Genomic DNA, 23726 nt, shown 5'->3' with positions numbered 1-23726 from the left:
ACGACGGGACATTGCGTCAGTCAGACGATTACACTGTTTGCGTGCCTCAACTTCGCCTCGCTCTGAATCAGATCGACTCGACCGTCGGCGATCTCGCCGGCAACGCCGAGTCGATCGTGCACTGGACCCGGCACGCCGCCGAGCAGGGTGCGCATCTCGTCGCGTTCCCCGAGATGGTGCTGACCGGCTACCCCGTCGAGGACCTCGCCCTGCGCTCGTCCTTCGTGGAGGCCTCCCGGACCGCTCTGCGGGCGCTCGCCGGACGCCTCGACGCCGAAGGCTTCGGCGAGCTGCCGGTCGTCCTCGGGTATCTGGACCGCTCCGAGTCCGCCCAGCCCAAGTACGGCCAGCCCGCCGGCGCCCCGCGCAACGCGGCCGCCGTGCTGCACCGCGGCCAGGTGGTCCTCACCTTCGCCAAGCACCACCTGCCCAACTACGGCGTCTTCGACGAGTTCCGCTACTTCGTGCCGGGCGACACCATGCCCGTGATCCGGGTGCACGGCGTCGATGTCGCGCTCGCGATCTGCGAGGACCTGTGGCAGGACGGCGGCCGCGTGCCGGCCGCCCGGTCCGCCGGGGCCGGGCTGCTGATCTCGATCAACGCCTCGCCGTACGAGCAGAACAAGGACGACACCCGGCTCGAGCTGGTGCGCAAGCGCGCCCAGGAGGCCGGCTGCACCACCGCCTACCTGGCCATGATCGGCGGGCAGGACGAGCTCGTCTTCGACGGCGACTCGATCGTCGTCGGCGCCGACGGCGAGGTCATCGCGCGGGCGCCGCAGTTCGCCGAGGGCAGTGTCGTCCTCGACCTGGAGCTGCCCGCGGCCTCGGCCGAGTCCTCGACGGCGGGCGGCGGAGCCGCTCATGGACGCATCGTCGACGACGGGCTGCGCATCGACCGTGTCGTCCTCTCCGAGGAGCCGCTGCCCGCGTACGAGGCCGAGCTGGCCGGCGGCTACGCCGAGCGCCTGGACGACGACGAGGAGGTGTACTCGGCGCTGGTGGTGGGCCTGCGCGCGTACGCCGCCAAGAACGGCTTCCGCTCCGTGCTGATCGGTCTGTCCGGCGGTATCGACTCCGCGCTCGTCGCCGCGATCGCCTGCGACGCGCTGGGCGCGCAGAACGTGTACGGCATCTCCATGCCGTCCAAGTACTCCTCGGACCACTCCAAGGGCGACGCGGCCGAGCTGGCGCGCCGGACCGGCCTGAACTTCCGCACCGTACCGATCGAGCCGATGTTCGACGCGTACATGGGCGCGCTCTCCCTGACCGGCCTCGCCGAGGAGAACCTCCAGTCGCGGCTGCGCGGCACGATGCTGATGGCAGTCTCGAACCAGGAGGGCCACATCGTGCTCGCGCCGGGCAACAAGTCCGAGCTGGCGGTGGGATATTCGACCCTGTACGGCGACTCGGTCGGCGCTTACGGGCCGATCAAGGACGTCTACAAGACGACGGTGTTCCGGCTCGCGAAGTGGCGCAACCGCGCCGCCGAGGAGCGCGGCCAGACCCCGCCGATCCCGGAGGCCTCGATCACCAAGCCGCCCAGCGCCGAGCTGCGCCCCGGCCAGGTGGACACCGACTCGCTGCCGGACTACGACGTGCTGGACCGGATCCTGGAGCTGTACGTCGACCGGGACCAGGGCAAGGACGCCATCGTGGCGGCCGGCTTCGACGAGGAGCTGGTGACCAGGACGCTGCGGATGGTGGACACGGCGGAGTACAAGCGCCGCCAGTACCCGCCGGGCACCAAGATCTCGGCGAAGGGGTTCGGCAAGGACCGCCGGCTGCCGATCACGAACCGCTGGCGCGAGACGACGAGCGGCTGAGCACACCTTCGGAACCGGTACGGGGGCCTGCGGCAATCACCCGCGAGGCCCCCGTTCGCGTACGGTCCAGCAGCCCGGCGACCACTGCGATGCCCAGCCCCGCCACGGTCAGCGCCGCGCCGGCCAGGGCGGGGGACGTCCAGCCCCAGCCCGCCGAGATGGCGACGCCGCCGAGCCAGGCGCCGCCGGCGTTGGCGAGGTTGAAGGCCGAGTGGTTGGAGGCGGAGGCGAGCGTGGGCGCGTCCTGGGCCGCGCGCATCACCAGCATCTGCAGCGGTGTGGTGGTCAGGAAGCCGACCGCGCCGAGCACGACCACGGTGGTGAGGGCCAGCCACGGGGTGTGGACGGTGAGCGGGAAGACGGCGAGAGTCAGGGCGAGAGCGGCGAGCGAGCCGTAGAGGGTGGGGCGCAGCGCGCGGTCGGTCAGCGGCCCGGCGGCGAGTGCGCCGAGGGTCATGCCGATGCCGAAGAGGGCGAGGACGAGGGTCACGGAGGACTCGCCCAGGCCCATCGCGTCGGTCGTCATGGACGCGAGATAGGAGTAGACGGCGAAGACACCGGCGAACCCGAAGACGGCGGTGAGCAGGCCGAGCAGCACCTGACGGTCGGCGAGGGCGCGCAGCTCGCGGCCGATGCTCTGGTGCGCGTCGAGCGGCATGTGCGGGACGAGCCGGGCGAGGGCGGCCATGGAGACCAGGCCGATCGCGCTGACGACGAGGAAGGTGGCGCGCCAGCCGAGGTGCTGCCCGAGTGCGGTCGCGGCCGGTACGCCGACGATGTTGGCGACCGTGAGCCCGAGGAACATGGTGGCCACGGCGCGTGCCTGACGGCCGTCGGCGACGAGCCGGGCGGCGACGACGGCACCGACCCCGAAGAACGCCCCGTGCGGCAGCCCTGCGAGTACGCGCCCCGCGATCAGTGTGCCGAACCCGGGCGCGAGCGCGGAGGCGAGGTTCCCCACGGTGAAGAGCGCCATGAGGAGGAGCAGCATGCGCTTGCGGGGCACGCGGGAGCCGAGGGAGGTGAGCAGCGGGGCGCCGATCACGACGCCGATGGCGTAGGCGGAGACGAGGTACCCGGCGGTGGGGACGGAGGTGCCGAGGTCGTCGGCGACGTTGGGCAGCAGGCCCATCATCACGAACTCGGTGGTGCCGATGCCGAATGCGGACACGGCGAGCGCGAGTAGCGCGAGAGGCATGGGGATGGGCCTTTCGAGTTAAGTTCGCTTTGGAAACAAATACTCCCGGGCCACATGTTCCCACGCGTGAACGGGTGGTCGCGGACGGACTTCCCCCACCCCGCCCTCCCCCTACGGCCTGACGGCCGCGGGAGGACTCCACCCTCCCACCACGGCTCCGCCCCGGACCCCCCGCCTCAGGCCGTACGGGAGTCCGGGGGCTTGCCCCAGTTACGGGAAAGGGAGGTGGGGGAAACCTCACAGCTCCACGCGCGCCGCGATCGGCAGGTGGTCGCTCGCCGTGCGCGGCAGCGTCCATGACGAGACCGGCTCGACCCCGCGCACCAGGATCTGGTCGATCCGCGCCATCGGGAACGACGCGGGCCAGCTGAAGCCGAAGCCGTCGCCCGCCGCTCCCTGCGTCGAGCGCAGCTGGGAGGTGATGGCGTTCAGCGAGCGGTCGTTCATCGTGCCGTTGAGGTCGCCGAGGAGCACGACCCTGCGGACCTGTTCGCGCGCGATCGCCTCGCCGAGCGCGTCGGAGCTCTTGTCGCGCTGGTTGGCCGTGAAGCCGGCGTTCACCTTGACCCGTACGGACGGCATGTGCGCGACGTACACCGCCACTTCGCCGCCCGGCGCCGCGACGGTGGCGCGCATCGCGCGGGTCCAGCCCAGGCGGATGTCCACGGGCGCGGCGGCGGAGAGCGGGTGCTTGCTCCACAGGCCGACCGTGCCCTGGACCTCGTGGTACTTGTACGTCCCCGCCAGCGCCTTCTCGTACGCCGACACCTGCCCGATCGGCAGCTCCTGCAGCGCGACCACGTCCGCGCCCGACGCGGCCACGTCCTTCGCGGTGCCCGCCGGGTCAGGGTTCTCCGCGTTGACGTTGTGCGTGGCGACGGTCAGATCGCCGCCCGCGGCGGCCGACTTGCCGGTGAGCAGACCGCCGAACAGGTTCAGCCAGACGATCAGCGGCAGCAGCAGTGCGACCAGCGCGGTGGCCGAGCGCCGCAGCAGCGCGGCGACCAGGATCACCGGGATGAACAGGCCCAGCCACGGAAGAAAGGTCTCGGCAAGGCTGCCGACGTTGCCGATCCGGTTGGGGATCTGCGCGTGCAGGATCATCAGGAACGCGATCACCACGGCGAACAGCGCGATCAGAATGCCGCGCCGCCAGAAGCCCCGGTCGTCGCGCACCCGTTCGAGCATGCTCCGGAGCCGGGACCCGAAGGGCTGGGCGCCCGTTCCGCCGTTCGTCATAGAGGTGTCCTCACTGCCTTGCCGTCGCACCGGTCCCGCCGCCGCTCCTAGGACCCTAGGCGATGACCGCTGATTGCTCCGCCGTCCGTGGACGGCCGTACTTCCGGATGACGCCACGGGCGCGTACCGGGTTCCTGGTATCGGACCAGGTGGGAACGCTGTGACAGAACGCTCACACTTCGGCCCGCCGGCGCCGCGCCGTCAGCCGGGCGGACGCACGCCCTGCAGCACGGCGTCGACGATCCGCTCGGCGCTGCCCTCCCCCGGCGTGCGGTCGGGGCGCAGCACGCTGCGGACCAGCATCGGTCCCACGAAGAGGTCGCCGAGCAGGTCGAGGTCGAGGTCGGAGCGGATCTCGCCGCTCTCGACGCCGCGGCGCAGCACGGCTTCCATCAGTTCGCGGCGGGGGGCCACAGCGGTGCGGTGATACAGGTCCCAGAGCTCGGGATAGCTCTGCATCTGCGCGAAGAGGTTGTGCAGGAGGGCGGAGGAGCGCTTGGCGAGGCCGCGCCGCCGCATCGTCTCGACGAGAGCGATCAGATCGTCCCGGACACCGGTTCCGGGCAGCGGGGGGTCATCCGGTTCCATGGACCGCACGACGTCGAGGAAGAGGGCTTCCTTGCCCTCCCAGCGGCGGTAGATGGTGGCCTTCCCGACGCCGGCGGTGCGGGCGATGCGCTCGATGGAGAGCTCGGATATGGGCACGCCTTCCTCGAGCAGCCGCACGACCGCGTCGACGATGGACCGCTCGGCCGCCGCGCTGCGGGGCCGTCCTCGCCTCGGGTTGCTGTGCTGCTCCACCTGCTGCTCCCTCAGGGGCACGTCTCCGCCTCTCGCCGCGTCCCCCTGATTCTCCCCGACCCGGCCGCAGCCTTGATCGGCCAGGGCCGGAGCGGGCACGCCGCCGGCCTCAGTCGAGCGCCGCGGCCTGCGCCACGGGTTCCGGGTCCTGCGGATCCGGATCGTCGTCCGGCCGGCCGGGCAGGAACACCCCGACCACCACCGCGCCGATGACGGCGATGACCGCCGAGCCGAGCGACGTCAGATGCATGGCGTCGAGGAAGGCCTCGTGCGCCGGTCCGATCAGCGTCTTGCCCGCCGGGCCGAGCTTCTCCGCGGCGGTGAGCGTCGCCTCGAGGGACTCGCCCGCCGCGTCCCGTGCCCCGGCCGGCAGTGCGCCGAGGTGCTCCTCGATCCCGCTGCGATAGCGCGTGGCCAGCATCGAGCCGAGGACGGCCACGCCGAGCGCACCGCCGATCTGGCGGAAGGTGTTGTTGAGCGCGCTGCCGGATCCGGCCTTCTCCCGCGGCAGCAGCTGCACCACCGTGTAGGTCACGGGTGTCGAGACATGCGCCATGCCGACACCCTGGGCGAAGAAGGCGACCTCGATCACCCACACCGGGGTCGAGGCGTCGAAGTACGCGAAGGCCACGAACCCGGCCGCGATCAGCAGCATGCCCGCGGCCGCCGTGGCCCGGGTGCCGAACCGGGCCACGGCCAGGCGGGCCCGTGGAGCGAAGTACATCTGCGCCGCGGCCACGGGCACGATGAGCAGGCCGGCCTGCAGTGCGCTGTAGCCGCGCACGCTCTGCAGATAGAAGGCGGAGAAGAAGGTCAGGCCCATGAGGGCGAAGAAGACGAGCGCGATCGCGGCAACGCCGGCCGAGAAGGCGGGCTGTCTGAAGTACGCCAGGTCGAGGGCGGGGTGACGACTGCGCCTTTCGTGCACCACGAACCAGACCAGTACCGCGAGCCCCACGGCCACCGGGGCCACCACGGACAAGGCCGTGAAGTCGCCGAGCTCGCCGGCGCGGATGATCCCGTACACCACGAGCACCAGGCCGACGATCGACAGCACCACACCGACGGGGTCCAGCCGGCCGGGGTCCGGGTCCTTGGAGTCCGGCACCAGCAGCGCCATGCAGATCACGGCGATGATCACGACCGGCACATTGATCAGGAAGATCGAGCCCCACCAGAAGTGATCGAGGAGCAGTCCGCCGGTGAGCGGACCGCCGGCGATCGCGACGCCGACGCTGCCTGCCCAGATCCCCATGGCCCTGGGCTGCTCCTCGCGTTCGAAGACATGGACCAGCACGGCGAGCGTGGCAGGCATCACAAAGGCCGCGCCGAAGCCCATCATGGCCCGATATGCAATGAGTTCGGCGGCCGAGCCGGACAGTGCGGCGAACGCCGAGCCGACGCCGAAGAGGAGGGTGCCGAAGATCAGGACCTTCTTGCGGCCGATGCGGTCGCCCACCAGGCCTGCGGTGAACAGCATCCCGGCGAACACGAGCGTGTACGAGTTGATCGCCCATTCCAGCTCGCTCTGGGTGGCGCCGAGGCCGTGCGGCTGGGGGCTCGCGATCGTCTTGACCGCCACATTCAGGATGGAGTTGTCCAGCACGACGATGATCAGGCTGAACATCAGGACCGTGAGGATCATCCACCGGCGGCGGTGGACGGCCTCGGGGATCCGAGGCGAAGCGGTGAGGCCGGACGGGATCGTCATGCGGACAGGGTAGCCCGATTTCGATACGAGACCGTCTCGTATAGAAACTCCGTGCCGGGCGTGTCGCGACCTCTTTCCCCGGAGCGGCACGAGGTGCCACCATGGAGGCGGTCCGGGGACGCCGTCAGGGCGCCTCGAGATGACGAAGGAGCCGAACCCATGACGCTTCAGGCTGCCCAGAACCCCTCCGACAGCAGCAAGGCGCTGTACGGAGGCAAGGGGACCCGCCGCATCACCGTCCACGACATCGCCGCCGCCAAGGAGCGCGGCGAGAAGTGGCCCATGCTCACCGCCTACGACGCGATGACCGCTTCCGTCTTCGACGAGGCGGGCATCCCCGTGATGCTCGTCGGGGACTCCATGGGCAACTGCCACCTCGGCTACGACACCACCGTGCCGGTCACGATGGACGAGATGACGCTGCTGTCCGCCGCCGTCGTACGGGGCACCAAGCGCGCCCTCGTCGTCGGCGACCTGCCCTTCGGCTCGTACCAGGAAGGCCCGGTCCAGGCACTGCGCAACGCCACCCGGCTGGTCAAGGACGCGGGCGTCGGCGCGGTCAAGCTGGAGGGCGGCGAGCGCTCGCTGGCCCAGACCGAGCTGATCGTGCAGGCGGGAATCCCCGTGATGTCGCACCTGGGCCTGACCCCGCAGTCCGTGAACACCATGGGCTACCGGGTGCAGGGCCGCAGCGACGAGGCTGCCCACGGACTGCTCCGTGACGCCAAGGCCGCCCAGGACGCCGGCGCGTTCGCCGTCGTGCTGGAACTCGTGCCGGCCGAGCTCGCCGCAGAGGTCACCCGCTCCCTGCACATCCCCACCATCGGCATCGGCGCCGGCCCCGACACGGACGCCCAGGTTCTGGTCTGGACGGACATGGCGGGCCTGACCGGCGGGAAGGTGCCGCGCTTCACCAAGCAGTACGCCGACCTCCGCCGGACGCTGGGCGACGCGGCGAAGGCCTTCGCGGACGACGTCGTCGGCGGTGCGTTCCCGCAGGAGGAGCACACCTTCCACTGATCACTTCCGATCGCTCCGCGATCGGTCGCCGGCCACCTCCGGCACAGACGACAGCCCGCCGATCGTCCCCCGTCGGCGGGCTGTCGGCCTGCTCCGGGCAGGCGTACGGCTTAACCTGAGAGATGGACTCGGGGGTTCTGCGCTCTGTACCAGGAGGCGGTAGATCATGGCCGGAATCACGAGCAAGAGCTTCGACGCTGCGGACGAGACCCGTCCGTTCGAGGACGGCAAGGGAAGGCTGGACCTCGTCAACACCGACCGCGGATCCGTCGGGCGAGCCGTCTTCGAGCCGGGCTGGCAGTGGTCCAAGCACGTCAAGCCCATCGCCGGGACGGACAGTTGCCAGGCCGACCACGTGGGGTACGTCGTCAGCGGGCGGATGAAGGTCGTCATGGACGACGGCGAGTCCGCCGAGTTCGGGCCCGGTGACTTCATGGCCGTCGCCCCCGGCCACGACGCCTGGGTCCTGGGAGACGAGCCCTGCGTGGCGATCGACTGGGTCGGCTTCGGGAACTACGCAAAGGCCTGACCTGCACAGACATCCCCGGCATGGGCATGTGGGCGCCCTGTCGGCGATCTGTAGGCGTCCTGTAGGTGCGGCCGTGCACCGTAGTCGGCATGACGCGAACCGACATCAACGCCGTCGAGGTACGAGGCCTCGTGAAGCATTACGGCGAGACGAAGGCGCTGGACGGCGTGGACCTCGACGTCCGCGAGGGGACGGTCCTCGGTGTCCTCGGCCCCAACGGCGCGGGCAAGACCACCCTGGTCCGCTGCCTGTCCACCCTGATCACCCCGGACGCCGGGCGGGCGACCGTGGCGGGCTACGACGTGGTGAGGCAACCGCGCCAACTGCGCCGCACCATCGGGCTCACCGGCCAGTACGCCTCGGTCGACGAGAAGCTCTCCGGGTGGGAGAACCTCTACATGATCGGACGCCTGCTCGATCTGCCCCGCAGGGACGCCCGGCGGCGCGCCGACGAGATGCTGGAGCGCTTCTCACTCACCGAGGCGGCGCGGCGCCCCACGATGACCTACTCCGGCGGTATGCGCCGCCGGCTCGACCTGGCCGCCTCGATGATCGGCCGGCCCTCCGTGCTGTATCTCGACGAACCGACCACGGGACTCGACCCGCGTACCCGCAACGAGGTCTGGGCCGAAGTGCGGCGGATGGTCGGCGAGGGGGCGACCGTACTGCTCACCACGCAGTACATGGAGGAGGCCGAGCAGCTCGCCGACGAGCTCACCGTCATCGACCGCGGCCGGGTCATCGCGAACGGCGCGGTCGACGAGCTGAAGGCGAGGGTCGGCGGCCGGACCCTGCAGATGAGGCCGAGCGATCCGGCGCAACTGCCCGCGATGGCACGGGCGGTCGCCGATGCGGGCCTGGACGGTATCGCGGGGGTGCGGGTGGTACCGGAGGAGGGACTGCTGTACGTACCGATCCTCAGCGACGGGCAACTGACCTCTGTGATCGCCCTGTTGGGTGCACACGGCTTCGGCATCGCGCACATCGGCACCCAACTGCCCAGCCTGGACGAGGTGTTCCTGCTCATCACCGGCGGGCAGACGCCGGCCGTCACCGACACGATTCCCGAGGAGGTCGCGGTATGAGCGCGGCAACAGCTTCCGCACCCGCCACCGTGGCCACCGGGGAGGGCCGGATCGGCCTTCGGGCCAACCTGCGGCACATCGGCGCGCTGGTGCGCCGCAATGTCATGCAGATCAAGCAGGACCCGGAGTCGATGTTCGACGTCCTGTTCATGCCCGTCATCTTCACGCTGCTGTTCGTGTACGTCTTCGGGGGCGCGATCGCCGGCAAGGGCAGGCAGGACGTGTACGTCAGCTATCTGGTCCCCGGGCTGATGGCGATGATGGGCATGAACATCGCCATGGCCGTCGGCACCGGGGTCAACGACGACTTCCGGAAGGGCGTGATGGACCGGTTCCGGACGATGCCCATCGCCCGGTCCTCCGTCCTCATCGCGAAGATCGTCGTCGAGGTCGGCCGGATGGTGGTCGCCATCACCATCCTGCTCGCGATGGGCTTTCTGCTCGGGATGGAGATCAGGACGTCCGTCCCCGAACTCCTCGCGGCGGTGGGCCTGTCACTGCTGTTCGGCGCCTCGCTCATGTGGATCTTCATCCTGCTGGGACTGACCATGAAGACGGCGCAGGCCGTCCAGGGGATGGCCATGATGGTGCTGATGCCGTTGCAGTTCGGTTCGTCGATCTTCACCCCGCCGAGCTCGATGCCCGGCTGGCTCAAGACGTTCACCGACTACAACCCGCTGTCCAATCTGGCGGACGCGGCCCGGGGCCTGATGAACGGCGGCGCGGTCGCCCACTCCGTGTGGATGACGCTGGGGTGGGCCGCGGCGATCACCGTGGTGACGGCGCCGCTGGCAGTGGCCAAGTTCCGTAACAAGTCCTGACCGGGGGCGCGTCGGCTCACACCAGGGCGGTGGCCTCCTCGAGGGAGAGGCCGCCGCCCTCGGCGTACGCGGCCTCGTAGGCCGCGTCCCCCAGCAGGGCGCGGGCGGCCTGTTCGGCGAGGGCGCGGTTCTCGCGTTCCACGGTGGTCGCGAAGTGGCGGGCCGGCATCAGACCTTCGTACGCGCCGAGCAGGCGGGCGGCGCAGCAGCCCCGGTCCTCGCCGCCGAGACCGGCCAGCGCGCGGGCCGCGGTGAGCACATGGGTCGCGGGCATCTGCGGGGCGATCATCATGGCGAACGGTTCGGCGGACAGCCGCAGCGCCTCGCGTGCGTGCTCCAGAGCCTCGGCGTGGCGGCCGTCGACGACGTCGAGCCAGGCGAAGCCGCCGAGCACGATCCCCTCGAAGACGGTGAATCTGTGCAGGTACTCGCGCATCGACTCCAGCTGCCGGCGGGCCTCGTCGGTGCGCCCGGTGCAGCCGAGCCACAGGGCCAGGATCATCCGCGCCGCCGGAACCGCCTCGGCCCCGGACTCCCGTTCCGCGGCCAGCACCTCGCGCAGGATCGCCTCGCCCGTCCCGCCGTGGCCGCTCTCGATGAGCACCCCGGCGAGACGGGCCCGCAGCAGGGCGGCCTGGTTCTGGGCGCCGAGCTCCTTGGCGTACTCGACCGCCGCCCGGTAGTCGGCCGCGGCCTCGTCGTACGCTCCGGACCGCTCATGGGACTCGCCACGCGAGGACAGCGCCTCGGCCACTCCCCAGGCGTCGCCGAGACGCCGGTAGATCTCGAGGCTGCGGTCGGCGTCGCTGCGGGCGCTGCCGGCCGAGACGGTGCGGTTGGCCAGTACGTTGGCGCGGATCTGCAGGGCGGTGGCGAGCTCCCACGCGTAGCCGGCCTCCTCGGCGGTGCGGACGGTCTCGTCGAGGACGTGCATCACCTGGTCGCTGTCGCCGGTCATCAGGACTGCGTAGAACCACAGCGAGGCGGGGAACCGGCAGGTCTGCGGCCGGTCGGCCCCGTAGGCGGTGACGACGCCGTGGAGCCACTCGCGCCGGTCGGGGCCGGTCCACTCCTCGGCACTGTGGTCCATGCTGACCATACGGATCAGCGCGACCTGCCGCCGCGCCTCGTCGAGCAGTTCGCCCCGCAGCGGCGGCGGCGCGTCGATGCACCGCTCGTGCAGCGGAGGTGCGGGGCGCACGGGCGGCGCGAAGGGATCGGGTCCGAGGGAGCCGACGGCCTGCGACCAGTGGCGGGCGTCGGCGCGCAGGTCCTTCATCTGCCAGTACCAGGCGAGGGAGAGCAGGAGGCACAGTGCTTCGTGCTCGTCCCGGGCGCCGACGGCGCGGCGCAGGGCGGTGCGCAGATTCTCGTACTCCAGCTCCAGCAGCCCGACCGCGGCGCGCTGGCCGTGCTCGCGCAGCAGAGGGTCGGTGGTGCGGGCGAGTTCCCGGTAGTGGGCGAGATGCAGCCGCTCGACGGCGTCCCGTTCCCGGGCCTCGTCGAGCCGCTCGGCGGCGTACTCGGCGACGGTCTCGAGCAGCCGGTACCGCGTCTGCCCGCCGGGTGCGGGCACGGCGACGACGAGGGACTTGTCGATGAGAGCGCCGAGGGCGTCTGCGACGTCGGGAACGGTGTCGGGAACGGTGCCGTGCAGCGCGTACGGCATGCCCGGCGGGACCGATCCGTCCGGACCGGCTGGGGCGCTCCCCCGCGGTAGTGGTGCGGGCGGGCCGGAGCCGCCGGGGTCGGCCGATGACGGCACCGCCGGTGCAGTCCGTGCGGGTGGGACACCGAGGTTCGGGGCAGCCGCGGTGGGCGGCTGCGGCGCCCCCGCGCAGACCGATTCCGCCGCGCTCAGGTCGCAGCCGCCGGCGAAGACCGACAGACGGCGCAGGACAGCCCGTTCGGGGGCGTCCAGCAGGTCCCAGGACCAGTCGACCACCGCGCGCAGCGTCTGCTGGCGGGGCAGCGCCGTGCGGCTCCCGGTCGTCAGGAGGCGGAAACGGTCGTCCAGACGGTCGGCGATCTGGCGTGGGGTCAGCATCCGCAGGCGGGCCGCGGCGAGTTCGATGGCCAGGGGGAGGCCGTCCAGTCGCCGGCAGATCTCCGCGCACGCCGCCGCCGTCGCCTCGTCCTCGTCCACCCGGAAGCCCGGTCGCGCCGATGCGCCGCGCTCGGCCAGCAGGCGCAGGGCCGCCGGGTCCGGGAGCGGGTCGACCGGGCGTACCAGCTCGCCGGGCACGCCGAGCGGTTCACGGCTGGTGGCCAGGACCGTGAGGCCGGGGCAGCACTCGAGCAGCCGCTGCGCCAGCGTCGCCGCGGCCTCGACGACATGCTCGCAGTTGTCCAGGAGCAGGAGCATGCGGCGCCGCGCACAGTGTTCGGTCAGGCGGGCGAGTGCGTCGTCGCCGCGGCGGTCGGCGGCGCGCAGCTCCTCCGCACCGGCTCCGCGCAGCACGGTCTCCCGCGCCCCGAGCGCGCCGAGCACCGCCTCGGACACGGTGTCCGGGTCGTCGACGGGGGCGAGTTCGGCGAGCCAGACACCGTCCGGCCAGGGGTCGCCGGGACCGGCCGCCGCCGCGCGTTCGGCGGCTTCCTGGGACAGGCGGGTCTTGCCCGCCCCGCCGGGGCCGAGCAGGGTGACGAGCCGTGCGTGGCCCAGGTCGGCCCGGATTGCGTGAAGTTCGGGCTCGCGGCCGACGAAACTGGTCAGCCGGGCGCGCAGGTTGCCCGGCGCGGGGGCGGGAACACCCGGCGTGGGTACCGCGGACGCGGGCACGGCCGGCGTGGGCACGGTTGGTGCGGGTACCGCCGTCGCGGGCATGCCCGGCACGGGCATGCCCGGCACGGGCACGGCCGGCGTGGGCACGGCCGGCGTGGGCACGGCCGACCCAGTCAACCCCGACGCAGGCAACACCGGCGCGGGTTTGAGCAACTCGGCCTGGAGTCGCAGCAGTTCGGTACCCGGATCGGCACCGAGCGTGTCGGCGAGCGTCCTGCGTACCTCCTCGTACGCCGCCAGCGCCTGCGCCGCCCGCCCCGCGTCCCTCAGCGCCCGTATCCGCAGGGCATGCAGCGGCTCGTCCAGCGGATGTTCCGCGCACAGCGCGGCGAGCTCCGGCAGGGCTGTCTCGGCCCCGCCCAGCACGAGCTCGGCGGACAGCCGCGCACGGCGGGCGTCGAGCCGCCGGGACTCGAGACGCGCCGCCTGCGCCGCACGGTCCGGCAGATCGGCCAGCACCGGCTCCCGCCACAGCCCGAGCGCGTCGTCCAGGACCGTCGCCGCCTTGGCCACGTCCCCCTCCGCCAGGGCACGCGCGCCCTCCCCTGCCAGCCGGTCGAACCGGTGCAGGTCCACCTCGTCGCGTTCGGCGCACAGCCGGTAGCCGCCCTCGGCCGAGACCACCGCCCCGTGCCCGAGTGCCCGCCGCAGCCGGCCGACGAGCGCCTGCAGCGCCGCCACCGCGTCCGCGGGCGGATCGCCGTCCCACACCTCGTCGACGAGCACCCCGACCGGGACCGCGCGCCCGGCGCGCAGGGCCAGCACGGTCAGCAGGGCGCGCAGCCGTGCTCCGCCGAGCGCGACGGGAGTGCCGTCGTCGTGGAGTACCTGTACGGGGCCCAGTACGCGAAAGTGCACCCGGCCATTGTCCCTGGTGCCGACCGGGGCCTGTCCGGCGGGAACAGGAACCGGCGCCGGGGTACAGGACGTTCTCCCGGCACCCACCGGTACGGTCTATCCGCACGTGTGTCCCGCCCGCCCCGTTCCAGGAGTCGCTCCATGACCACCGCTGCCAGGCGCCACAGCGACCGCAGGATCAGTCCCGTCTTCATAGGGATCGCCGCGGTGATGGCGGTGACGGGCTGGGCCGTGTGGACGGAATTCGCGGCCAGCCCCGGCCTCGCCGTCTTCCTGTTCGTCACCTCGGCGTGGATCGTCTCGCTGTGTCTGCACGAGTACGCCCACGCCCGCACCGCGCTGCACGGCGGCGACATCACCATCGGCGCCAAGGGTTATCTGACCCTGAACCCTTTCAAGTACACACATGCGCTGCTGAGCATCGTGCTGCCGGTCATCTTTGTGATCATGGGTGGTATCGGTCTGCCGGGCGGCGCCGTGTTCATCGAGCACCACCGGATCCGGGGCCGCTGGAAGCACACCCTGATCTCGGCGGCGGGCCCCCTGACCAACGCGCTGTTCGCCGCCGTGTGCACCGCGCCGTTCTGGCTGGACGCGCTGGAAGGCATCCCCACCCCGTTCCGGTTCGCGCTCGCCTTCCTCGCGCTGCTCCAGGTCACGGCGACGATTCTGAACTTCCTGCCGGTGCCCGGCCTGGACGGCTACGGCGTGATCGAGCCGTGGCTGTCGTACAAGGTCCGCCGCCAGGTGGAGCCGTTCGCCCCGTACGGCATGCTCGTCCTGTTCCTGTGCCTGTTCTTCATCCCCGAGGTCAACGCCGCGTTCTTCGACGCGGTCTACGGGATCATGGACGCGCTCGGGGTGGACCGGATCGACATGGAGTGCGGACGGGACCTGTTCGAGTTCTGGGACGGGCAGCACGACTTCTGTGCGTCCCGCTGACCGTAGGCCCTGATCATTGTTGCTGACCGTTGCCCTGACCGCGTCAGGCCTGCCCGGAGCGGCCGGCAGGCCGTCAGCCCGCCGCCCGGCGCTCCGCCTTCGCCCGGCGCAGGTAGTACCAGGCCATGTTCGACGAGAGCCCGGCGAGCAGCACCCAGACGATCCCGAGCCAGGTGCCGTGGACGAAGGACACCACCGCCGCCGTGACGGCGAGCGCGCAGACGACGAGTGCGTAGAGAGCGAGGCGGGGCATGGGGTACGGCTCCTGTCGGGGGATGGTTCGTCCCGTCCAGTGTCCCCCATGCCCCCGGGTGCCCTACACGTCGGTGACGCGCAGCCCCGCATGGGCCTTGTACCGGCGGTTCACCGAGATCAGGTTGGCGACCAGCGACTCGACCTGATGGGCGCCTCGCAGCCGGCCGGCGAAGACTCCGCGCATCCCCGGGACACGGCCGGCCAGCGCCTGCACGATGTCGGTGTCCGCGCGTGACTCGCCCAGCACCATGACATCCGTGTCGATCTCCTCGATCGACTCGTCCTGGAGCAGCACGGCGGACAGGTGGTGGAAGGCGGCCGTCACCCGCGAGTCGGGCAGCAGGGCCGCGGCCTGTTCGGCGGCGCTGCCCTCCTCCGGCTTGAGTGCGTAGGCGCCCTTCTTGTCGAAGCCGAGCGGGTTGACACAGTCGACGACGAGCTTGCCGGCCAGCTCCTTCTGCAGCGCCTCCAGCGTCTTGGCGTGCCCCTCCCACGGCACCGCCACGATCACCACGTCGCTGCGCCGCGCGCACTCGGCGTTGTCGGCGCCCTCGATCCCGAGGCCCAGCTCGGCCGCGGCCCTCTCGGCGCGCTCCGCGACCCGGGAACCGATGATCACCTTCTGGCCCGCCCTGGCCAGCCGGTAGGCAAGTCCGCGGCCCTGGTCGCCGGTGCCGCCGAGGACACCGACGACGAGGCCGGAGACATCGGGGAGGTCCCAGGGGTCCTTGGCCGGAGCCTTCGGCGCGGTGCCGCTGCCGGTGCCTGCGTTGTCAGTAGAAGTCATGGCCCGACCTTACTTGCAGGTACTGCGCTCCCGATCGGGTGAGCCGAGGCCGGGCTGCCCCCGCCGGGACCCGGTTCTGGTACAGGATGCGGGGCCATGGATGCCGTACGCGTCGCGCTGCTGCGCGAAGTCCTGGCGGGGACCCAGTGGCCGGCGGCGACCCGGCAGTTCGCGCGGGCGCTGCGCTCGTCCGTGGTGCCGCAGGGCGGCGGGCTGCTGCTGGTGGGGACCGAGGAGTACGAGCCCTGGCATCTGGCCGCGCACCTGGCGGACGAGGCCGCCTGGTCGGGGCAGCCGGGGCTCGCGCCGACTCTGGTGCGCCATCACGCGCGCCCCGGGGACCCGGTCCAGCTCGCCGTGGGGCTCGGCAGGCTGGAGGCGGCGCGGCGCGGCGAGACATTGCTGGTCGTGGCTCCCGAGCGGCCGGACGCCGGACTGCTGGAGCGGGTGTGCGACGCGCGCCGGGCGGGGGCGACGGTCCTGGCTCTGGACGGCGGTGATCCGGAGACGCACGGTCTGGCCCATGAGGCGCTGGCGGTACCGGCCACGGACTGCGACGGCCGGCCCGCGGAGATCGACATCGACACCGTGCAGCATCTGGTCAGCGCTGCGGCGGGCGAGAACAGCCTGCCCGCACCGCGCGGCCGGCTCGGGTTCCGGGACCGCCTGTCGCGCCTCGCGGACCAGCTGATGTCCCCTCCGCCGCCCCGCTGGTGACCTGCCCCGCACAATCCGGTTGCCGCGGGCCACCGGACCGACGGAGCATGACCGCTTGTGACCACGGCTCCCGCGAGCTCCAAGCTCTCCGCGATTCTCCCGGACCTCACACCCTGGCGGTCCTCTCCCGGCTTCCGTCTGCTGTGGGTGCAGGGCCTGATCACCTACTTCGGCAGCTTCATGGCGATGGTGGCCCTTCCGCTCCAGATCAAGGAGCTCACCGGATCGCCGCTCGCGGTCGGGGCGATGGGCGCGGTGGAACTGGTCCCGCTCATCGTGTTCGGACTGTACGGAGGTGCCCTCGCCGATGCCGCCGACCGCCGCAGGCTGATCCTCGGCACGGAGGCCGGGCTCGGCCTGCTGGCCGTGGTCCTGCTGGTGAACGCCGCCCTCCCGCAGCCGATGCTCTGGCCGCTCTATCTGGTCGCGGCCGGAGTCTCGGCACTCGCCGGTATGCAGCGCCCGGCACTGGACTCGCTGATCGCCCGGATCGTGCCGCACGACCAGCTCACCGCGGCCGCCGCGCTGAACTCCCTGCGCTGGCAGACGGGCGCGATCGCCGGACCGGCGCTGGCCGGCCTGGTCGTGGCGTACGGAGGCCATGCCATGGCCTACGGGATCACGGTCGTCGCCTTCGCCGTGTCCGTACTGCTGTGTCTGCGCCTGGACCCGGCGCCGCCCGCGCACGACGCGCAGAAGCCGTCGCTGCGCGGCATCGCGGAGGGCGCGCGGTACGCATGGAGCAGGCCGGTGCTGCTGGGGACGTATGCGATCGACCTGGCCGCGATGCTCTTCGCGTTCCCGAACACGATCTTCCCGTTCCTCGCTGACGACCTGGACGCCGAGTGGGCGCTGGGCCTGATGTACGCCGCGGGCTCGGTCGGCTCCGTTGTGCTCAGCCTGACCAGCGGCTGGACCTCACGGGTGCGGCGGCACGGGCTGTTCGTGGTCTTCGGCGCCGCGGGCTGGGGTCTGGCGATCACCGCGGCGGGCTGGGTCACGAACATCTGGCTGGTGCTGCTGTGCCTGGCGTTCGCGGGGGCCGGCGACATGCTCAGCGGGCTGGGCCGCTCGACGATCTGGAACCAGACGATCCCCGAGGAGCTGCGCGGCCGGCTCGCCGGCATAGAGGTGCTGTCGTACAGCGTCGGCCCGCAGCTGGGCCAGGTCCGCGCCGGTGCGGCGGCCGGATGGACGGGCACCCGGCCGGCGGTGTGGAGCGGTGGACTCGCCTGTCTGGTGTCGGTGGGGCTGCTGACGGCTGCGCTGCCGAAGCTGTGGTCGTACGACTCCGAGACGGACGAGGACGCGCTGCGCAGGCGCTCCCAGAAGGAGGCGGCAGAGGTGGTGTGAGGCGTGAGGTGTCGCCCCTGCCCTGCGCGGCTTCGCCGGCCACGCATCCCGAAAGCGGGGCTCCCTACGCCCCTGGCGGGCGCGGGCCCCACCGGATCGAGCGTCTCGATCGCCGGCAGGGGCCGGTCCTGGGCCCGTCCGGGATCCCGGACGGGCCCAGGGGGGATCGGGTGGGGTGCCCCGGGCGGGGCACCCCCAAGGAACCGTGCTGCCCCGCGCAGGGGAGCTACGTGTCCTCCGGCCGGGCCGGGGTGTCGTGCCAGCGGGGATCGTTCTCCCACTCCAGATTCCGTTCGCGCGCAGTGTCCATCGCGTGCTCCGCCTCCGTACGCGAGGCATACGGGCCGAAGCGGTTCTTGGCCGGGCATTCCGGGCCTTCCTCGACCTTCTTGTGCTCCAGGCAGTAGTACCACTCGCCCGGTTTGCCCACCGTGCGCTTCTTGAACAGGGCCATCGTCGGCTCCTTCCTCCATGGCCATGCTGCCCCATGGGGCCTGGTTAGACTCGCTGGCATGTCTGGCCAGTCGCTGCTCGTTCCCGGGGAGCTCTCCCCCACCCGTTCCGTCCCCGGCTCCATCCGGCGTCCCGAGTACGTCGGGAAGCCCGCGCCCACCCCGTACACCGGGCCGGAGGTCCAGGACTCCGACACCATCGAGCGGATGCGGATCGCGGGCCGCATCGCCGCGCAGGCGATGGCGGAGGCCGCCAAGCACATCGCGCCGGGTGTGACGACGGACGAACTGGACCGTGTCGCGCACGAGTTCATGTGCGACCACGGCGCCTATCCCTCGACCCTCGGCTACCGCGGCTTCCCCAAGTCGCTGTGCTCCTCGGTCAACGAGGTGATCTGCCACGGGATTCCGGACTCGACGGTGCTGCGGGACGGCGACATCGTCAATCTGGACGTCACCGCGTACATCCACGGCGTGCACGGCGACAACAACGCCACCTACCTGTGCGGTGACGTCGACGAGGAGTCGCGGCTGCTCGTGGAGCGGACCCGCGAGTCGCTCAACCGCGCCATCAAGGCGGTGAAACCGGGCCGCCAGGTCAATGTCATCGGCCGGGTGATCGAGTCGTACGCCAAGCGTTTCGGCTACGGCGTCGTGCGCGACTTCACCGGGCACGGGATCAACTCGTCCTTCCACTCCGGGCTGATCATTCCGCACTACGACGCGGCGCACGCGACCACGGTCATCCAGGCGGGCATGACGTTCACGATCGAGCCGATGCTCACCCTCGGCACGTACGAGTACGACATGTGGGACGACGGCTGGACGGTCGTGACCAAGGACCGCAAGCGCACCGCGCAGTTCGAGCACACCCTGGTGGTGACGGACAGCGGGGCGGAGATTCTCACGTTGCCGTGAGCGGAACGCGGGGTAGCGTTTTTACCGACAGCGCGTCGGGAACACATTGACTTAGGTTAACCTAAGTAGTTAGGTGACCTAACTGCACGGACCGGCGGCGGCAACTGCCCGCGCCGCCGCGGTCGCGTTCCCGTCCCATCGGTCATTCGGTCCCCTGGAGGCCCGCCTTGGATGCCACCGCCACCGGCACTCCCTTCTCGACGCTGATCCGGGTCGCCTCGCACGAGCAGCACACCGAGGCCGAGACCTCGCCCTTCATGGGCGACCTGCTCGGCGGCCGGCTGGGCGTCGAGGCGTACGCGCGCTACACCGAGCAGCTGTGGTTCGTGTACCGGGCGCTGGAGGAGGCGGCCGGCGCACTGCGGGACGACCCGGTCGCCGGGCCGTTCATCCGGCCCGAGCTGATGCGCACCGCGGAGCTGGAGCGCGATCTGGCGCATCTGCGGGGTGCCGACTGGCGCGCCGGCCTCACGGCACTGCCCGCCACCGACGCGTACGCCGCGCGGATCACCGAGTGCGCCCACCACTGGCCCGCGGGATATGTGGCGCACCACTACACGCGCTATCTCGGGGATCTCTCCGGCGGCCAGATCATCCGCGACACGGCGGAGAAGACCTGGGGCTTCGCACGCAAGGGGGACGGGGTGCGATTCTACGTCTTCGAGCAGATCCCGAACCCCGCGGCGTTCAAGCGGGGCTACCGCGAGCTGCTCGACGCGGTGAACGCCGACGATCTTCAGAAGCAGCGGATCGTCGACGAGTGCAAGCGGGCCTTCGGCCTCAACGGCGCGATCTTCCGCGAGCTGGGGGCAGAGTTCCCGCTCAGTGCGTGAGGAGCCAGTTCCCGCTCGGTGCGTGAGGAGCCACGCGGCCCGGGTCCCCCGGGCCGCGCTCAGTGCATGAGCTGGGGCCGCCGGGCCGCGGGCGCCGGTGCCGCGAGGCGTACGCGTCCGCCGATCTCGATCAGGCCGTCGGGGCCGGGAGCGGCCAGGATCTGCGATCCCCGGCCCTGGGTGATGTTCAGGGCCCGGCCGAGCCGGTCGGTCAGCAGCAGCGCCGCCGCGCCCGTGGCCTCCTCCTCGGCGACGCCCTCGGGGCACACCCCGGCTCCACCGGAGCGGCTGTTGGCGCGCCCGTCGGCCCGGCGCGGGAAGGCCCTCGCCCGTACCCGGCCGGCGGCCTCGTCCTCCCAGGCCCACGCGTACAGCCGGCCCTCGCCCGGCGGCGGGGCGGGCAGGGCGTCGACCTCTTCGGGCGTCGCGTACCGTTCCAGCCGCCACGGCGGCGCCCAGTCGGCGTGCGCCGTGATCCACGTGAACTCCCCGTCCTGGCGCACCCATACCTCACCCGCGGGCGGGTTGACGGCCTCCAGATCGAGGAGCCACGCGGCCCCGACGAGCGGATGCCCGGCGAAGGTCAGGCGGGTGCCGGGCGTGTAGATGTCGACGACCCCGCGCTCGGGGTCGTCGACGAACACGGTCTCACTGAACCCGAGTTCGGCCGCGAGCACCTGGCGTGAGGCCTGGTCCGGGAAGCCACGGGGGTCGCGGACCACCCCCAGGGCGTTCCCGTACTGCCCGTCCGGCGCGCAGAACACGTGGAGCACATCGAGCACATCGAGCACATCGGGTTCGTTCACTCCGGCATTCAAGCATCAAGTGCCGACGGCCGCCCATGCCCGGTACGGGTGACGGCCGCAGCGGCTCACGGCGGCGCACCGCGGCGACCGCTCCCGCACCGGCGGCCACGATGCCCGCGCACGCCGCCACGACCGCACGTCGGCGCGGGCGGGCACTGCCCGCCCGCCCCTCCCCCGGTACGCCTCTCGTCGAGGCCCGGGATCTGCACGTCCGCCTCGGGCGGCGCGACGTTCTGCGACGCGGGGTCGGACTCACCGCGCACGGCGGCGAGGTGTGTGCGCCGGTGGGTCCCAACGGCGCCGGGAAGTCGTCCCTGCTGGCGGCCCTGGCCGCCGATCTGCCCGCTTCCCGGGGCACGGTACGGATCGCGGGGCGGGCCGCCACCGAGTGGTCCGCCCGCGAACTGGCGCTGCACCGGGCCGTTCTGCCGCAGTCCGCCGAGCTGTCGTTCCCGTTCCCCGTCGTGGAGGTCGTACGGATGGGGGCGTGCTCCATGGGCCGGGACCGCCCGGGAGGAGGACGAGGAGGCCGTCGCGACCGCCATGGCCGCCACCGAGGTGGCCGCTTTCGCCGCGCGCCCGTTCTCCGCACTGTCCGGCGGCGAACGCGCCCGGGTCGCCCTTGCCCGCGTACTCGCGCAGCGCACGCCGCTGTTGCTCCTGGACGAGCCGACCGCGGCGCTCGACCTGCGCCACCAGGAACTGGTGCTTGAGATCTGCCGTGAGCGGGCAGCGGCCGGCGACGCGGTCGTGGCGGTGCTGAACTGGTCAAGACCGGGCGCCGCGACGCGCTGCGCCCGATCTGGATCGACATCGGGATCGCGGGACGTTCGAGGCGCAGGAGCTGCTCGGCGGTTCGCTGTCGGTTCTCGCGGTGTGCCTGGTGACCTGGATGGTCTTCTGGATGCGGCGCACCGCGCGGCATCTGCGGAGCGAGCTGCACGGCAGGCTGGACGCCGCGCTGCAGATGGGTACCGGTGCGCTGGTCGCCACCGCGTTCCTCGCGGTGGGGCGCGAGGGCCTGGAGACGGCGCTGTTCGTATGGGCGTCGGTCCGCGCGGCCACCGAGGGGACCGGCAACCAGGCTCCGCTGACGGGTGTGCTGCTGGGTATCGCGACGGCGGTCGTCCTGGGCTGGTTGTTCTACCGGGGTGCGCTGAAGATCAACCTGGCGAGGTTCTTCACCTGGACGGGTGGCATGCTCGTCGTCGTGGCGGCCGGTGTGCTGGCGTACGGCGTGCACGATCTGCAGGAGGCGCGCTTCCTGGGCGGTCTGGCCGACAAGGCCTTCGACGTCAGCACGGCGATACCGCCGGACAGCTGGTACGGAACACTGCTGAAGGGCGTGTTCAACTTCCAGCCCGTCCCCACCGTCCTCCAGGTCACGGTGTGGGGGCTGTATCTGGTCCCGACCCTCGGCCTCTTCCTCGCCCCGGTAGGGTTCGGACGGTCAGAGCGGGTCGAGGAGCAGAAGGCAACCGATGAGAACGCTGGGTCGGGCGGCGACGGGGCTCGCGGCGACGGCGGTGCTGTCGCTGACGGCGAGCGCCTGCGTGACGGTGCACGGGGAACGGGAAGTCGTCCCGGCGGCGACGAAGGCTGAGGCCGCCAAGGCGCTCGAGGACTTCAGCGAGGCGTACAACAAGGCCGACAAGGCGTACGACCCCGCGCTGGACGCAGGCCATGTCACCGGCGCGCTCGGGGCCATCAACCAGGCGGGCCTGAAGGCGCGTCAGGTGAACTTCCCGAACGGCAACCCGGGCCATGTGCCGCTGGAGCTGACGGACGCGAAGTTCACCATCCCGAAGAAGGCGGGCTGGCCGCGCTGGTTCGTCGCGGACACCGACTCCAACCGGGACCGGGACGACAGCCCGACGGACAACCGCTGGCTGCTGGTCTTCGTGCGCAACGGCGCCGACGAGGGGTGGAAGGCCGCGTATCTGACGATCCTCACCCCGAAGGAGATCCCGGCCTTCAGGACCGACAGGGACGGCTTCGCCGAGAGCGTCGCCCTCGACAGCGGCGCGCTGGCGGTGGCGCCGCGCAATCTGAGCGAGGAGTACTCCTCGTACATCCAAAGCGGCCGGCCGGAGCACTTCGCGGACGGTCCGCACACCTCCGAGTGGCGCAAGGCCCGTGAGAAGGACGCGAATCTGCGGGGGATGTCGACGCAGTACATCGACCAGCCGCTGGACACCGGTGACTTCGCGCCGCTGGGGCTGGCCACCGAGGACGGCGGGGCGCTGGTGTTCTTCTCGATGCGCAACTTCGAGCGGCAGACGGCGGCGAAGGGCGTGCGGCTGAACATCAACGACGACGTCAAGGCGCTGCTCACCGGTGAGGTGAAGTCCACGATCACCAAGGAGCGGGTGTCCAGCCAGGCGGTGCTGGTGCCGCCGAGCGGGGGCGCGGCAGGCGGCGCGGCCGCGGGAAGCGATGCGGGTACCGCCGGTCGGGTGAACGTGCTGGGCCGGCTGACAGGTCTGACGGCGGCCGAGGGGTCGTAGCGGGACGCCGTCCGGCTACGACGGCCGGTTCCGGTCCATGGCCGGGCGGGTCCGGATCAGTGGCCGCGCGGGTCCATCGCCGGGCGGGCCCAGGCTCGGTGGCCGGTTCCGGTCCGCGGCCAGGCGGGTCCGGCTCCTTTGCCGCGCGGGTCCATCGCCGGGCGGGCTCAGGCTCGGTGGCCGGGCCCGGTCCGCGACCAGGCGGGTCCGGGCTCAGACGACTCAGGCTCCGTGGCCAGGTCCGGCTCCTTGGCCGGGCGGGCGCAGGCTCCGGGCCGGGGTC

Annotated in this window: 20 protein-coding genes and 2 pseudogenes; 13 read left to right on the top strand and 9 right to left on the bottom strand. The window is 71.8% G+C overall.

Going from position 1 to position 23726, the window contains the following annotated elements:
• Nucleotides 1–41: 41 nt before the first annotated feature.
• Nucleotides 42–1826 carry an NAD+ synthase gene (locus tag OHS70_RS26790; RefSeq protein ID WP_328401347.1) on the top strand — a complete coding sequence of 595 codons (1785 nt, stop codon included), beginning with the start codon at nucleotides 42–44 and terminating at the stop codon, nucleotides 1824–1826.
• Here OHS70_RS26790 and OHS70_RS26785 read toward each other — a convergent pair.
• The 4 genes from OHS70_RS26785 to OHS70_RS26770 all read right to left on the bottom strand — a co-directional run bounded on the left by OHS70_RS26785 (nucleotide 1792) and on the right by OHS70_RS26770 (nucleotide 6775).
• Nucleotides 1792–3024, bottom strand: a complete 1233-nt coding sequence (locus tag OHS70_RS26785; RefSeq protein ID WP_328401345.1) for an MFS transporter — start codon at nucleotides 3022–3024, stop codon at nucleotides 1792–1794. The genes OHS70_RS26790 and OHS70_RS26785 overlap by 35 nt on opposite strands.
• 237 nt (nucleotides 3025–3261) lie before the next feature.
• Nucleotides 3262–4212, bottom strand: a complete 951-nt coding sequence (locus tag OHS70_RS26780) for an endonuclease/exonuclease/phosphatase family protein (protein ID WP_384040778.1) — start codon at nucleotides 4210–4212, stop codon at nucleotides 3262–3264.
• A gap of 252 nt (nucleotides 4213–4464) precedes the next feature.
• Nucleotides 4465–5064, bottom strand: a complete 600-nt coding sequence (locus tag OHS70_RS26775) for a TetR/AcrR family transcriptional regulator (RefSeq protein ID WP_328401341.1) — start codon at nucleotides 5062–5064, stop codon at nucleotides 4465–4467.
• A gap of 109 nt (nucleotides 5065–5173) precedes the next feature.
• Nucleotides 5174–6775 carry a DHA2 family efflux MFS transporter permease subunit gene (locus tag OHS70_RS26770; protein ID WP_328401339.1) on the bottom strand — a complete coding sequence of 534 codons (1602 nt, stop codon included), beginning with the start codon at nucleotides 6773–6775 and terminating at the stop codon, nucleotides 5174–5176.
• A 159-nt stretch (nucleotides 6776–6934) separates the two neighbouring features.
• Here OHS70_RS26770 and panB point away from each other — a divergent pair, with 159 nt between their 5' ends.
• The 4 genes from panB (at nucleotide 6935) to OHS70_RS26750 (ending at nucleotide 10230) form a co-directional block, all read left to right on the top strand.
• Nucleotides 6935–7795, top strand: a complete 861-nt coding sequence (gene panB, locus OHS70_RS26765; RefSeq protein ID WP_328401337.1) for a 3-methyl-2-oxobutanoate hydroxymethyltransferase — start codon at nucleotides 6935–6937, stop codon at nucleotides 7793–7795.
• 166 nt (nucleotides 7796–7961) lie between these two features.
• Entirely contained in the window at nucleotides 7962–8324 is a 363-nt protein-coding gene (locus OHS70_RS26760; protein ID WP_328401335.1) for a cupin domain-containing protein, read from the top strand.
• Between the two features lie 89 nt (nucleotides 8325–8413).
• Nucleotides 8414–9409 carry an ATP-binding cassette domain-containing protein gene (locus tag OHS70_RS26755; protein ID WP_328401333.1) on the top strand — a complete coding sequence of 332 codons (996 nt, stop codon included), beginning with the start codon at nucleotides 8414–8416 and terminating at the stop codon, nucleotides 9407–9409.
• Complete coding sequence (locus OHS70_RS26750) at nucleotides 9406–10230, top strand: ABC transporter permease (protein WP_328401331.1); 825 nt, start codon at nucleotides 9406–9408, stop codon at nucleotides 10228–10230. Before OHS70_RS26755 ends, OHS70_RS26750 begins: the two co-directional genes overlap by 4 nt.
• Before the next feature lie 16 nt (nucleotides 10231–10246).
• On the opposite strand, the gene OHS70_RS26745 is transcribed toward OHS70_RS26750, so the two are convergent.
• The gene (locus OHS70_RS26745; RefSeq protein ID WP_328401329.1) at nucleotides 10247–13873 is read right to left on the bottom strand and encodes an AfsR/SARP family transcriptional regulator; all 3627 of its coding nucleotides are present in this window, start codon (nucleotides 13871–13873) and stop codon (nucleotides 10247–10249) included.
• Nucleotides 13874–14014: 141 nt separating this feature from the next.
• On the opposite strand from OHS70_RS26745, the gene OHS70_RS26740 reads away from it, so the two are divergent.
• Nucleotides 14015–14815, top strand: a complete 801-nt coding sequence (locus OHS70_RS26740; protein ID WP_328401327.1) for a site-2 protease family protein — start codon at nucleotides 14015–14017, stop codon at nucleotides 14813–14815.
• A 73-nt stretch (nucleotides 14816–14888) separates the two neighbouring features.
• Here the strand turns inward: OHS70_RS26740 and OHS70_RS26735 are convergent, their stop codons facing one another.
• Nucleotides 14889–15068, bottom strand: coding sequence for a hypothetical protein (locus OHS70_RS26735; RefSeq protein ID WP_328401326.1), 180 nt, complete (start codon nucleotides 15066–15068; stop codon nucleotides 14889–14891).
• A gap of 63 nt (nucleotides 15069–15131) precedes the next feature.
• Nucleotides 15132–15857, bottom strand: a complete 726-nt coding sequence (gene npdG, locus OHS70_RS26730; RefSeq protein WP_328401324.1) for an NADPH-dependent F420 reductase — start codon at nucleotides 15855–15857, stop codon at nucleotides 15132–15134.
• A 96-nt stretch (nucleotides 15858–15953) separates the two neighbouring features.
• Here npdG and OHS70_RS26725 point away from each other — a divergent pair, with 96 nt between their 5' ends.
• Nucleotides 15954–16574, top strand: coding sequence for a hypothetical protein (locus OHS70_RS26725; RefSeq protein ID WP_328401322.1), 621 nt, complete (start codon nucleotides 15954–15956; stop codon nucleotides 16572–16574).
• 57 nt (nucleotides 16575–16631) lie between these two features.
• Nucleotides 16632–17927 (top strand): MFS transporter, encoded by a 1296-nt coding sequence (locus OHS70_RS26720; RefSeq protein WP_328401320.1) that lies wholly within the window; start codon nucleotides 16632–16634, stop codon nucleotides 17925–17927.
• A gap of 226 nt (nucleotides 17928–18153) precedes the next feature.
• Here OHS70_RS26720 and OHS70_RS26715 read toward each other — a convergent pair whose 3' ends face one another.
• Nucleotides 18154–18381, bottom strand: coding sequence for a hypothetical protein (locus OHS70_RS26715; protein ID WP_328401318.1), 228 nt, complete (start codon nucleotides 18379–18381; stop codon nucleotides 18154–18156).
• Between the two features lie 58 nt (nucleotides 18382–18439).
• Here OHS70_RS26715 and map point away from each other — a divergent pair, with 58 nt between their 5' ends.
• Both map and OHS70_RS26705 read left to right on the top strand, forming a co-directional pair.
• Nucleotides 18440–19297 carry a type I methionyl aminopeptidase gene (gene map / locus OHS70_RS26710; protein WP_328401316.1) on the top strand — a complete coding sequence of 286 codons (858 nt, stop codon included), beginning with the start codon at nucleotides 18440–18442 and terminating at the stop codon, nucleotides 19295–19297.
• A 167-nt stretch (nucleotides 19298–19464) separates the two neighbouring features.
• Nucleotides 19465–20130 carry a biliverdin-producing heme oxygenase gene (locus OHS70_RS26705; protein ID WP_328401314.1) on the top strand — a complete coding sequence of 222 codons (666 nt, stop codon included), beginning with the start codon at nucleotides 19465–19467 and terminating at the stop codon, nucleotides 20128–20130.
• A 59-nt stretch (nucleotides 20131–20189) separates the two neighbouring features.
• Here the strand turns inward: OHS70_RS26705 and OHS70_RS26700 are convergent, their stop codons facing one another.
• Nucleotides 20190–20936 carry a PhzF family phenazine biosynthesis protein gene (locus OHS70_RS26700; RefSeq protein ID WP_328401312.1) on the bottom strand — a complete coding sequence of 249 codons (747 nt, stop codon included), beginning with the start codon at nucleotides 20934–20936 and terminating at the stop codon, nucleotides 20190–20192.
• A 110-nt stretch (nucleotides 20937–21046) separates the two neighbouring features.
• On the opposite strand from OHS70_RS26700, the pseudogene OHS70_RS26695 reads away from it, so the two are divergent.
• From OHS70_RS26695 to OHS70_RS26685, 3 genes and pseudogenes are all read left to right on the top strand, one after another.
• Nucleotides 21047–21701: pseudogene (locus OHS70_RS26695) on the top strand (ATP-binding cassette domain-containing protein); the annotation flags it as partial.
• Nucleotides 21695–22539, top strand: a pseudogene (efeU, locus tag OHS70_RS26690) (iron uptake transporter permease EfeU); the annotation flags it as partial. The pseudogenes OHS70_RS26695 and efeU, both read left to right, overlap by 7 nt.
• Nucleotides 22427–23443 carry a hypothetical protein gene (locus OHS70_RS26685; RefSeq protein WP_328405924.1) on the top strand — a complete coding sequence of 339 codons (1017 nt, stop codon included), beginning with the start codon at nucleotides 22427–22429 and terminating at the stop codon, nucleotides 23441–23443. The pseudogene efeU and the gene OHS70_RS26685, both read left to right, overlap by 113 nt.
• Nucleotides 23444–23726: the final 283 nt, after the last annotated feature.

This window comes from Streptomyces sp. NBC_00390 (genome assembly GCF_036057275.1).
In the GTDB taxonomy this organism is placed as follows: Bacteria; Actinomycetota; Actinomycetes; order Streptomycetales; family Streptomycetaceae; genus Streptomyces.
The sequence above is the reverse complement of the archived record's forward strand: the minus strand, read 5'-3'. Positions and strand labels throughout refer to the sequence as shown.